General features: G+C 30.5%; 12 protein-coding genes. 9 read left to right on the top strand and 3 right to left on the bottom strand.

Annotated elements, in window-relative coordinates; translation table 11 throughout:
* Nucleotides 1-72: 72 nt before the first annotated feature.
* The 6 genes from U0D62_RS04675 (at nucleotide 73) to U0D62_RS04650 (ending at nucleotide 7,192) form a co-directional block, all read left to right on the top strand.
* A complete protein-coding gene (locus U0D62_RS04675) occupies nucleotides 73-693 on the top strand; it encodes a 4'-phosphopantetheinyl transferase family protein (protein WP_322194164.1) in 621 nt (206 codons plus the stop codon).
* Between the two features lie 151 nt (nucleotides 694-844).
* Nucleotides 845-2,218, top strand: a complete 1,374-nt coding sequence (locus tag U0D62_RS04670; RefSeq protein WP_322194163.1) for an alpha/beta hydrolase-fold protein — start codon at nucleotides 845-847, stop codon at nucleotides 2,216-2,218.
* A 95-nt stretch (nucleotides 2,219-2,313) separates the two neighbouring features.
* The gene (locus U0D62_RS04665) at nucleotides 2,314-4,059 is read left to right on the top strand and encodes a sensor histidine kinase (RefSeq protein WP_322194162.1); all 1,746 of its coding nucleotides are present in this window, start codon (nucleotides 2,314-2,316) and stop codon (nucleotides 4,057-4,059) included.
* A complete protein-coding gene (locus U0D62_RS04660; RefSeq protein WP_322194160.1) occupies nucleotides 4,056-4,739 on the top strand; it encodes a LytR/AlgR family response regulator transcription factor in 684 nt (227 codons plus the stop codon). The genes U0D62_RS04665 and U0D62_RS04660 overlap by 4 nt, the downstream gene beginning before the upstream one ends.
* Before the next feature lie 202 nt (nucleotides 4,740-4,941).
* A complete protein-coding gene (locus U0D62_RS04655) occupies nucleotides 4,942-5,811 on the top strand; it encodes an NAD(P)-dependent oxidoreductase (RefSeq protein WP_322194159.1) in 870 nt (289 codons plus the stop codon).
* Nucleotides 5,812-6,163: 352 nt separating this feature from the next.
* The gene (locus U0D62_RS04650) at nucleotides 6,164-7,192 is read left to right on the top strand and encodes an alpha/beta hydrolase family protein (protein WP_322194158.1); all 1,029 of its coding nucleotides are present in this window, start codon (nucleotides 6,164-6,166) and stop codon (nucleotides 7,190-7,192) included.
* A gap of 104 nt (nucleotides 7,193-7,296) precedes the next feature.
* On the opposite strand, the gene folE is transcribed toward U0D62_RS04650, so the two are convergent.
* Both folE and U0D62_RS04640 read right to left on the bottom strand, forming a co-directional pair.
* Nucleotides 7,297-7,959, bottom strand: coding sequence for a GTP cyclohydrolase I FolE (folE, locus tag U0D62_RS04645; RefSeq protein WP_322194859.1), 663 nt, complete (start codon nucleotides 7,957-7,959; stop codon nucleotides 7,297-7,299).
* A 4-nt stretch (nucleotides 7,960-7,963) separates the two neighbouring features.
* Nucleotides 7,964-8,374: a MerC domain-containing protein gene (locus tag U0D62_RS04640; RefSeq protein WP_322194157.1), complete on the bottom strand. Its 411-nt coding sequence runs from the start codon at nucleotides 8,372-8,374 to the stop codon at nucleotides 7,964-7,966.
* Between the two features lie 103 nt (nucleotides 8,375-8,477).
* Between U0D62_RS04640 and U0D62_RS04635 the strand changes: the two genes are divergently transcribed.
* The 3 genes from U0D62_RS04635 to U0D62_RS04625 are packed head-to-tail and all read left to right on the top strand — an operon-like array spanning nucleotide 8,478 to nucleotide 10,745.
* Nucleotides 8,478-9,110: an ABC transporter ATP-binding protein gene (locus U0D62_RS04635; RefSeq protein WP_322194156.1), complete on the top strand. Its 633-nt coding sequence runs from the start codon at nucleotides 8,478-8,480 to the stop codon at nucleotides 9,108-9,110.
* A gap of 2 nt (nucleotides 9,111-9,112) precedes the next feature.
* Nucleotides 9,113-10,309 (top strand): ABC transporter permease, encoded by a 1,197-nt coding sequence (locus tag U0D62_RS04630; protein WP_322194155.1) that lies wholly within the window; start codon nucleotides 9,113-9,115, stop codon nucleotides 10,307-10,309.
* Nucleotides 10,302-10,745 carry a hypothetical protein gene (locus U0D62_RS04625; protein ID WP_322194154.1) on the top strand — a complete coding sequence of 148 codons (444 nt, stop codon included), beginning with the start codon at nucleotides 10,302-10,304 and terminating at the stop codon, nucleotides 10,743-10,745. The genes U0D62_RS04630 and U0D62_RS04625 overlap by 8 nt, the downstream gene beginning before the upstream one ends.
* Before the next feature lie 70 nt (nucleotides 10,746-10,815).
* On the opposite strand, the gene U0D62_RS04620 is transcribed toward U0D62_RS04625, so the two are convergent.
* On the bottom strand, nucleotides 10,816-11,226 hold the full coding sequence (locus U0D62_RS04620; RefSeq protein WP_322194153.1) for a hypothetical protein: 411 nt from the start codon (nucleotides 11,224-11,226) through the stop codon (nucleotides 10,816-10,818).
* Nucleotides 11,227-11,524 lie beyond the last annotated feature (298 nt).

Below are 11,524 nucleotides of genomic sequence, written 5' to 3'. Positions count from 1 at the left end.
TTTTGTAAAATTTGATAAAACGATAAGTATTCGGTCAGCATAAATCTATATAACAAATAATATTTTATTTTTATGCAACTTCTTAAAACCAAATTAGGCGTTTTGAAAAAACCTGAAATACTTTTTTTTGATACAGATGAACATATAAATCTTTTAGATGATGCACATTTGTACCTGTCTAAAACCGAAAAAGAAAAATCCAGAAAGTTTGTAAAAACTATTGATCAACAACGTTACACCATACAGCGCGTTTTGTTAAGAAAAGAACTTTCTAAAAAGCTTTTAATAAAACCGGATGAAATACAATTTGAATATAGTCGATATAAAAAACCTTTTATATCTAATACACAATGGAGATTTAATATAAGTCATTCTAAGCAAGTGTTAATGATTGGTCTTATAGAAGATGCCGAAATCGGGGTCGATATAGAATATATTGATTATCAAAACGATCTAAGTGCTTTAGTTAGTAGTGTTTTTACACCAAAAGAACTGATGCTCTATAAACAAAAAAACCAAAAGGATCAGGCATTATATTTTTATCATATCTGGACCAAAAAAGAAGCGTATAGTAAAGCAATAGGTAAAGGATTAAATATAAATTTCAATTCTTTGGATTTATTAAATACCGAAGAAAATAATTTTAGTTCTGGAACCAGAGATTCGTTTTCGTGGGCGTTTTTTACTCATTAGATAAAATGAAAGTTTAAAATACACTTGATAGATAATGTCCCTAACTATTAAAATATGACATTCATCCAACCCTTGTGCAATTCACCAATTTATAATGATGATTTTTATTGATAATTGATACTCTTGTTTATCCATTTTAAAATTTAAGGAAATGAAGCAAGTAAGCCATATCATAATTTTTTCAATACTAGTATTAATCTCCTCGCATAAAAGTGTTTATAGTCAAGAGCAAAAGGAAAATAATCAATATGAAATTAATAAAGCAATAGATTCTAAGTTTCTCAAAGAAACCAGAAACATTGGGATTCACTTACCTAGTAGCTATTATCGTTCTGTAGATTCTAAATATCCGGTTTTATATATTCTGGATGCACAAAACCTTCTCGAACATACTTTGTTTATTTATAAATATCTATCTCAAAAGGGACATATTCCAGAAATGATCCTTGTTTCTATTCCTCATACAGGAAAAAGAAATAGAGATTATAAAACCTTTTTTAGAGATACTGATAAAATAAATAAAGGAGCCGATAATTTTATGAGTTTTATTGAAAAAGAAGTGATTACCTTAGTGGATAAAGATTATAGAAGTACACACTATAGAATGTTATCAGGACATTCTAATAGCGGACTGTTTATTATGCATTCTTTGATCAAAAATCCAAAACTATTTAAAGCACGATTTGCATTTAGTCCATCCTCTCATCATATACCTAAACAAAGAGAATTGCTATATCAATTTCTAAAAAGGAATAAGGACCTGAATAGCTATTTTTATATGAATGTTGGTGGTTCCGAGTTTTATAAGATGACTGATGCTTTTAATGAAATTAGACAAATGTTTGTTAATTATGCGCCTTCTGGATTGCGATATGATTTTGATTTTTTAGAAGTTGATGGACATCAAACCTCTCCTTTTATTGGTCAACATTTAGCATTTAAAAAACTATATGATCCTTTAAAACTAACTATAGAGAATTATGAAGAAATGTCATTTGATGATTTACTTGGACATTTTGATTCAATATCACTAGAATTTGAAGAAGAAATAATCCCAAAAGAAAAAGAGTTAGCTAGTATGGGTAATTATTTTGTGAATTATGAGGCGAACCTTGAAGTTTTTGAAAAAGTAGTGAAACTGGTGAAACACTATTACCCTCAATCTAAGTTGTTAGGAGGTAATATTTTATTTTATAGAAATTGGCTAGCTTATGGAATAAATAAAAAAATATCATATTCAGAAGCATCAAAACCCGATGAAAGAGTTTTAAACAGCATGGGATACCGTTACCTGTCACAGAATAAATATGAAGAGGCAATTTATATATTAACTTTGGCTACGGAATTATATGCAGAATCAGCTAATACATATGATAGTTTGGGAGAAGCCTTCGAAAAATCAGGAAATATGAGAAAAGCTTTAAAAATGTATAAAAAAGCATATGCTTTGGCTAAAAAAGAGAACAAAAAAGAATCAATTGAGATTTATATAAAAAATATCAAAAGAGCTAAAAATAAACTTTAAAACATATAATAGTTATCGAAATCTTAGATGAGATTTGATTTCCCAAAAGAAATTTAGACAACTAGTAATTGATAATTACCTAAAAAAAGTAAAATTTGAAATTCATCTTTTTTCTTGTTGCGATACTACTATCTTCCAACGTGGTTAATGGTCAGGATAAAATACCTGATTATACAGGAGACGTGATGGATTTGGGAACGTATAAAACTTCAACCCTATTCAAAGGAATCGATAGAATATTTGTAGCGAATAATCTAAACGTTGAAGGGATTTATAATTTAGTGAGTCAGGAACAAAATATATGGTTCTTAGAGTCAGTATTTAGAATTTCTGATAATGGTGTAAACGATAAAGATATTTGGATACAGTTTCGTACTAATATTAATGCTGCATCCGTTTATGTAAACGGTAATTTACTTTTTAAAAATGGTGTAGTAGAAGAATCATCAAAAGCCAAAATTATAGGCAAAAACCTGGTAAGAAAGAGGATTCCTAAAGAATTTCTTTTAGATGGTATCAATACAATAGAAGTGCTATTTTCTAATTATCGATACCAGAAAGGAGCTGTATTTAGAGATTTGTCGTTAGGTAGCCTTTATGATTTTAATAAAACCACAGCAATTTTTTCTACAGCTCCTATTTTGTTTTGTGGTGTTTTTTTATTTGCTGTTTTCATTAATCTTGTACTCTATTTTTCATTAAATCATAAAGAAGTATTTATTGTATTGGCAATTTTATTTCTTATCAATTTAGCACTAGTAGGTTATGAGGTGTTGTACTGGAATGGTTTAACTCCGTCAGTTTCTTTTATACATAGTTATGCCTTAAGAAGTGGTCTGGAATACCTCGTTTATTTTATTCTTTTATTCGTTTTATATTTTGAGTATCGTTTTAGCGTAAAACAATTAGTTATTTCATTATTAGTTTTCTTTGCAATATATGTATTGACTCAAGTAATAGGGATTTCTGCAGCAGTGGGATTGAGTTTTCTTCCTTTTGCAATCAGTTTGATAGCCTCATTAAAAGGAATCAAAAAAAGCAATCTTATCACAGGATCATTATTTGTTTTATTTACCCTTAATTTTATTGACGAGTATGATTTAATTGAAGGGTATGATATTGTATATAAGAATTATATAATTACTTCTATTGTATATAAAATTGATAATTTAGGGATGATCATTTTTGCAGTGGTCATGATCTTTACATCCGCTAAGAGTATATTAGATAAAACAAATACACTTAATGAAGCCAAATTGAAATTAGAACGTTTAGAATATCAATTTCTACAAAAACATATTCAACCTCATTTTTTAATGAACTCATTAATGTCTTTACAACAGCTAGTTTCTAAAGATCCAGAAAATGCTAGTCAAATGATTGAAGCATTATCAGAAGAGTTTCATTTATTGACAACGATGAGCAAGAAAAAATTGGTGCCTCTGACAGAAGAAATCGATATGTGTAAGATTCATTTAAAAATTATGAGTATCCAACAGAGAGCTAATTATGTTATGGAAACTAAAGGTCTTAACGGAAATGAAATGATACCACCAGCTGTTATTCATACCCTTGTCGAAAACGGAATTACACATGGATATTCTGGAAATGAAGATGCATACTTTGTTCTAAAGAAAGAAGAAACTAACTCAAAAATAAAATATTACCTGATCAATGACGGCAAATCAAAACCTTCTTTAAAAAAACAAAACACATCAGGAACAGGCTTAAAGTATATAGAATCACGTTTAGAAGAATGTTATCCCGGACGTTGGAAATTATATTCGAATCAACTAGAAAATGGTTGGGAAACCATTATCGAGATAAAACAATGTCAATGAGAATATTAATTGTAGAAGATGTTACTCTTGTGGCAGAGCGTATTTCAGATCTTGCAAAAATGTATTTGAAAGAATGTTTTGTGAAAATTTCACATACACTAGAAGATGCAAAGCTATGTATAACAGAAGATACTTATGATCTGTTGTTTCTCGATTTGAACCTAAATGGAAAAGACGGTTTTGATCTTCTTAAAACTACAACTGCTTCCTCTTTTTATACCATTATTATTACAGCCAATCGCGATCAGGCTTCTAATGCCTTTGATTTTGGGGTTTTTGATTTTATAAGTAAACCTATTTCAGAAAAAAGATTTAAAATAGCCATAGATCGGTTTTTGAATAATAATATTGGGTATAGAGAAAAAGTAAAGTATCTAACGATAAAATCTAGAGGCATTGTAGATTTAATTGCGATTGAAGATATTGATTTCATTAAAGCTTCTGGGAATTATTCTCAAATTTATACTATCAAAAATAAAAGTTTTTTACACGACAAGAATTTAGAGAAACTACTAAAAATCCTACCAGATAATTTTATTAGAATTCATAGATCATACATTGTTTGCAAGGATAAAATTAGAAGAATCATCAAACACGGTGGAGGAAAGTATAGTATCGAATTAATTAGCAAAGAAACATTACCCTTAAGTAGAGGTGTATATAAACAACTTTTACTTTAGGTTATTATAATACTTACTTTAAGCTCTAATATCATTTAGTGTCAGATCTTGACTCATAGTGATGCTATAAAAAGATAAATGATGTAAGGTTATTATTATTCGGATAAACATCTTTTGATCGAAAAGCACAAGTTTTAGATTTTTTGAAAATTTACTCCCTTGACTAAGAAAGACATTTGTATATGATTTTAAAATATACAAAATGAAAAAACTAGGATTTATTGGTTTAGGTATTATGGGTAGCCGTATGGCTGCCAATCTACAAAAAGAAGGTTACAAACTTATTGTAACAAATAGAACAAAGAAAAAAGCAGATGATTTAATTAAAAACGGAGCTATTTGGGTTAATTCTGCTGAGGAGGTGGCAGAGAAATCAGATATTGTTATTACCATGCTTTCTACGCCAGAAGTGGTTAAAGAAGTTGCTACTGGTAAAAAAGGTTTGTTTAATGGTTTATCAAAAAATAGCATTTGGATCAACTGTAGTACTGTTAATCCATCTTTTTCTAGGGAAATAGAACGGATGTCAAAAGAGTATGAGATTCGTTATCTGGATGCTCCGGTTATGGGTACAACCATACCTGCAGAGAAAGGAGAATTGGTATTTCTGGTAGGAGGTGATCAGAATACAGTTAAAGAGATTGCACCTCTACTTGATAGTATGGGTAAAAAAACATTACATCTTGGCGAAGTAGGTAATGGAGCCGCTATGAAAATGCTGGTTAATCAACTTTTGGGGCAGTCTCTTGTGGCTTTTTCAGAAGCTTTGATTATAGGAGAGGCAATGGGGTTAGAGAAAAAAAATCTTTTTGATGTTCTATTAAATACGCCAGGTGTGGCACCATTGATATCATCTATTCGATCTAGATTAGAGAACGCTAATTATGATACTCATTTCCCCTTAAAATTGATGCTGAAAGATTTACACCTTTCAAGTATTTCTGCCTATGAGAACGGAATAGCTTCTCCGAGTCTTAACATAACAAAAGAAATTTTTGCGCAAGCCAGACAATACGGTTTGGGAGAATTAGATTTTACAGCCGTATACAAGTATTTACATCTTAAAAACTAAAAAAAGAAAAAGATGTACTTATATTTTATAGAGACTCCTGATGTTTTTATTACAATTTACAATTGATTCATTACCAAGAATCTTTATTTATATACCCTTGAAGTAATCATTAATTGTCTCTTCCCTATAATTCGATACATTTTTTTTATCCAGAATTATAGGAGTAAACGATTCAGGGAGAAAATGGTATTACGTTTAGATCTTCAACATAGAATTGATTAAATAAATAATTGAAAATTAGTAAAGTTTTTAATCAGAAATAGCTTGGTATATAACGACTTTTTAAGTTATGACTTTTGGTTGTTTGTTTAATTTATTCTATGCATTTATCAATCATATAAACAAAAACAACATGAATCTACGATTTAAACTAATGGCTTTTCTTTTTTATCTTTTAATAATTGGGTGTTCAAAATCAGATCCAGAGACCTTTAAAACTATAGAGGAGAATATTGAATTTAAACATGAGGGTTTTCTTTTAAAAGGTATTCTTGGGAAACCTCAAAACAGGTCTTCTTTTCCTATTGTAATTTTTGTTCATGGAGATGGACCAGCAGATAGATTTCAACAAGGGTATTACAAATATTTTTGGAAAGAACTTTCTAAAAAAGGAATAGGGTACTTGTCCTGGGATAAGCAGGGAGTGGAAGAGTCTGAAGGAGATTGGCTGAATCAGAATATGGACGATAGAGCAAAAGAAGTGATATCGGCTATAAATTACATAAAACAAAGAGATGATATAAACACAAGTAAGATCATACTTTGGGGGATAAGCCAAGGAGGTTGGGTTGTTCCTAAAGTATCCAGAATGTCAGATGATGTCTCATCCATAATTTTGCAATCCGCAGCTGTAAACTGGTTGCGACAAGGAAAATATCATACACTTGTCAAACTGTTAAATCAAGGATATTCTGAAGAACAAATCTTACATTGCGAAGCTTATTCTGATGCTGGAATAGAATACCTGGAACAGAATGCATATAACGAATATAAAGCTAACTTCGAGGAGCAACCCGACTATATAAAAAATGCTTTTCCTCTAATAGATTCACAAAGATGGAACTTTGTAGTAAAAAACTTCGAAACAGATATTGAAGAGGATTTGAAGAAGGTAAAAGTCCCTGTTTTAGCCGTTTTTGGAGATAAAGATGAAAATGTAGACACTTCAGAAAGCATTATTACATTTCAGAATATATTTCAACAAAATAATAACCAGGAGTACAAAAGCCATCTTTTTGAGGATGCAACTCATGAGATGATAGACATTAATCTAATACAAACACCAGAGGCACAGGAACAGGTGTGGCATAAATTGTTAAAAGGTGAAAATGTATTTGCACCAGGATTTATGGAAAAAATTCTTAAGCATATCGAAAATTAAAGGGATTATCAATTCCTCTAAAAACAAAAAAACCGACTTAATAAGTCGGTTTTTTACATTATGAATAGAAGACAGAGATCAAACTTTTTAAATAAAATTATGGGCTAATTATCACTCTTTTTAATAATCTCAAAAAACTCATTTCGAAGAGAAGGCTCAATAAATTGACCTCCATACTCAATAGTAGTAGTAAAACTACCTTTATCCTTAATCCCTCTAGAGGAAACACAAAGGTGTTTGGCGTTTATGACCACAATTATATCTTCTGTTTCCAAAGTTTGTTGTAAGTCTTTCATGATCTGTAAACAAAGTCTTTCTTGCACCTGAGGGCGATGAGAATAATAATCTACTAGTCTATTAATTTTGGATAGCCCTACTACTTTATCTTTTGGGATATACCCTACGTGTGCAGTACCGACGATAGGTAAAAAATGATGCTCACAGGCAGAATCAATGGTAATGTTTTGTTCTACCAACATTTTTTGATACTTATACTTATTCTCAAAAGTTGAGATGTGAGGGCGATTCACAGGATTTAAACCATAAAAGAGCTCTTTTACATACATTTTGGCAACCCTATAAGGCGTGCCAGAGAGGCTATCATCGGTCAAATCAAGTCCTAATTCTTTCATTATTTCTGAAAAATGATGTTGAATACTTTTGATTTTATCATCATCAGATTTTTTAAAGGCGTCACTTCGTAAAGGAGTTTCTACATTATTAGAAATGTGAGCATCTCCTATGGATTCTATTTCATCTATATTCATGTTACTAACACTCATTAATTTTACAACATTTTTGTTCGCATTGGCAATATTTTAAATTGTAGAAATGTAAAACAACCAATGATAAGGATGCTACATAAATCATTTCTTCGGGCAAAGAAACAATACTTAGTTTTTCATTGATAATAATAACAAGTAACAGTAACCAACTTATCCAAAAAGCGTATTTCATTTTTGTTTTTGAGGTGGTTTTGGTAGATCTACGGATTGCAATAAAAGAAAACACTAAAAAAACAATGTCCAATAGCTTCCACCAAACAGGATGTGCATCTTGGAGCATTATCGATCCGGTATGAGCAATAAAAAGAAAAGGAGTAGCTAGGCAATGTGCTAAACATAAACCACTAGCTACGATTCCTAAAGTATCTGAGTTATTGCGTATGTGTAATATGTTCAAAAGAAAATGTATTTATCTGAGAGCGCAAAGATACTATTATTTTACAAATGCAACTTTGTTGCATTAATAATATTTATTTATTTATTTTTGACAAAATGATTTTATGATACGAACCGATTCTCTTCAGTTTACATATCAGGATGCAGAAAATCACACTTTTTGTTTTCCTGATATCGATTTGCCCCCAAAAGAGAATATATTGATTTTGGGACCTTCAGGTGTTGGTAAAACAACATTGTTACATCTTTTAGCTGGTCTTCTATCTCCAACAGAAGGTGATATTTTTATAGGTAATACTTTTCTGAATAAACTTACACGTAAGCAATTAGATAATTTCAGGGGACAGCATATTGGGTTAATTTTTCAACGGTCTTATTTTATTAGATCTTTGACTTTACTTGAGAATTTAATCCTACGCGAGCAGCTTTCTAAGAAGAAAAATGATCGTTACAGAAGAGAAGAGCTAGTTATACAATTGGGACTCTCGGATTTTCAAAACAAAAGAGTTTATCAATTAAGTGAAGGACAACAACAGCGACTTTCGATTGCTTTAGGGGTTATCCATAAACCCAAAGTTATATTAGCAGATGAGCCTACTTCTAATCTAGATGATGCTAATTGTGAAAAAGTCATAACCCTACTAAAAAAAGAAGCTCAAATCTGTAAAAGTAATTTGGTCATTATAACTCATGATCAAAGAGTTAAATCACATTTTGATAATCATATAACTTTATAAAATTGTTACACCTAGCTTTCAAAAATCTGATTTCTAAACCTTTAAATACTATCTTAAGTATTTTGCTATTGTTGCTAAGTATTTCGTTAGCAACTTTTGTCTTGCAGGTAAAAGATCAACTTCATCAACATTTAGAAAATAATATTAAACCATTTGATATGGTTATCGGTGCAAAAGGAAGTCCTCTACAACTTGTATTATCCTCTGTCTTACATATTGATAATCCTACCGGAAACATACCGCTAGAAGAGGCTTTAAAGATAGTTAGAAACCCTATGGTTAAAGATGTGATACCAGTCTCTTATGGCGATAATTATGAAGGACATAGAATTTTAGGTACGCCAAACGAGTATTTATTAAAATATGGAGCAGCTTTACAAGAAGGAGAGATATATGAAAAGCCATTTGAGGTTGTCATTGGAAAAGATGTGGCAAATAAAAGCAACCTGCAAATAGGAGACACTTTTGTCAGCGCTCATGGTTTAGCCGAAAAAGGATTAGAAACTCATGATGAGAAACCTTTTATTGTTAAAGGGATACTAAAACCAACAGGGGCAATTATTGATCATCTTATTATTACTAGTTTAGAAAGTATTTGGGAGGTACATGAACATGAAGATGAGCATATTCACCAGGAAGCAGCGCACGAAGAACAACGAGAAATAACTTCTTTGTTAGTTAAGTTTAGAAATCCTTTAGGGGCTTTGCAAATGTCTAGATTTATTAATGAAAAAACTACAATGCAAGCAGCTCTGCCCAAATTTGAAATTGAACGATTAATCAAGTTTTTAGGAATTGGTTTTCGAACTATCAATGGTATTTCTGTTGCAATACTTCTTGTAGCTGGTCTTAGCATATTTATTAATTTAATAAAAACAGTACGAGAAAGAAAACAAGAACTGGCCCTGTTACGAACCTATGGTGCTAATACTTTTCAACTTATAAAACTGGTTTTTTTTGAAGCACTTTTTTTATCATTATTAGGATCTTTTCTAGGATGGTTTTTAGGGAGAATAAGTATCTGGTTTTTTACCATTTTTATAGAAGGTGTATATGGATACAATTTTGTATTTAGTTTTCCGAATAAAAAAGAGTTATCCATATTAGTACTAGTGATTGTCACAACTTTAATGGCAACCATTTTGGCTTCATTATCTATATTCAAATTAAACGCTTCTAAAACAATCTCTGATGTATAAAGTAGTCTTACTGATTTTATTTTTTGTGTTCACTAAGTTTAATCTGTTTTCTCAGGAAAAATTAACTTGGAATGATTTAACTGATGTGAGTTTTTCTGATGTTTATAGTGCAAAATATGATGATTTTTTTCTAAAACCGAGATTTGGTCCTATCATAAAATCCTATCAGGGGACTTCTATTCGTATTAAAGGTTATTTTTTGGATTTTTCATCAGAAGCAGGTGAATTTTATATGGTTTCCAGAAACCCTATGTCTTCCTGTTTTTTCTGTGGTGGAGCTGGCCCCGAAACTATTGTTGAGGTTATTTTTAAACAAAAACCTAATCTTAAAACAGATCAGGTGGTAGAAATTACAGGTATTCTTGATCTCAATGCTGATGATGTGGATCATTGCAACTATATCTTAAAAGAAGCGACTTATAGAAGGATAAAGTAAAAAATAACGATTACCTAAATATAAAATCTGCTATCATTATTGATAACAGATTTTATATTTTTTTAAATACTTATTCCTTTAACGTTACTGTGCGGGTAACTTGGTTGAATGGACCAGGAATCAATACACCATTTTCGTCCAATAGTTCTAATTGTATTGAGACAGTTCCTTTAGGAAGCCCTTTGATAACGTATGGAACCCATTCTGTAATCATAAATTCTTTATCATTAATAGTGGCGCGAACTTTATGACCATTTTCAGAAAGTGTTGTATTAAGTACAAAGAAATCTAACAAAATTTGTTCTGTATCTTTTCCAGCATACTCCCCTTTAGGTCTACTATAAATAAGAGTTGGTGTTTCTATTTTAATAGTTTTAATATCACTATCCTTAGTATCATTATCATTACCGATTTTTCTTGTTGTTTGCAGGCAGTTATAGTAATGTATGATGAAAGTATTTTTCCAATTATTAATTCTCATTGGTTAGATATAAGAATTAATCAGAAACTAAAATCATAAGGTATTTATAAGAACTTCCGTTTTGTGAAAATTTGGTAAGAATCATGTATTTGTTCAAAACGGGTTTTAACATTTTGAGCTTAGTTTTAAGAGTGATTTAGTTAAATTTTAGTTAAAAAAAGTTAAAATTTATTAACAAATCAATTATTAAAGATAGCTGTTTTCCTACAAATTTGGGCTGACAGATTTTTCCTGTTAAATATCAACTAAAGCTTTAATCTCACTAATGCAATATTGTTGCATTAGTGAGATTTGGTTT

Origin of the sequence: Aquimarina callyspongiae (assembly GCF_034322225.1) — a bacterium.
GTDB lineage: Bacteria > Bacteroidota > Bacteroidia > Flavobacteriales > Flavobacteriaceae > Aquimarina.
Note: the sequence above shows the minus strand (reverse complement) of the source record. Positions and strands in the feature narration are given on the sequence as shown.

Excerpts from the sequence above, each read along its gene's own strand:
- U0D62_RS04675 (WP_322194164.1), top strand. The coding sequence starts at position 73 with ATGCAACTTCTTAAAACCAAATTAGGCGTTTTGAAAAAACCTGAAATA.
- U0D62_RS04650 (WP_322194158.1), top strand. The coding sequence starts at position 6,164 with ATGAATCTACGATTTAAACTAATGGCTTTTCTTTTTTATCTTTTAATA.
- folE (WP_322194859.1), bottom strand. The coding sequence starts at position 7,959 with ATGAATATAGATGAAATAGAATCCATAGGAGATGCTCACATTTCTAAT.
- U0D62_RS04635 (WP_322194156.1), top strand. The coding sequence starts at position 8,478 with ATGATACGAACCGATTCTCTTCAGTTTACATATCAGGATGCAGAAAAT.
- U0D62_RS04625 (WP_322194154.1), top strand. The coding sequence starts at position 10,302 with ATGTATAAAGTAGTCTTACTGATTTTATTTTTTGTGTTCACTAAGTTT.
- U0D62_RS04620 (WP_322194153.1), bottom strand. The coding sequence starts at position 11,226 with ATGAGAATTAATAATTGGAAAAATACTTTCATCATACATTACTATAAC.
- U0D62_RS04655 (WP_322194159.1), top strand. The coding sequence starts at position 4,942 with ATGAAAAAACTAGGATTTATTGGTTTAGGTATTATGGGTAGCCGTATG.
- U0D62_RS04670 (WP_322194163.1), top strand. The coding sequence starts at position 845 with ATGAAGCAAGTAAGCCATATCATAATTTTTTCAATACTAGTATTAATC.
- U0D62_RS04660 (WP_322194160.1), top strand. The coding sequence starts at position 4,056 with ATGAGAATATTAATTGTAGAAGATGTTACTCTTGTGGCAGAGCGTATT.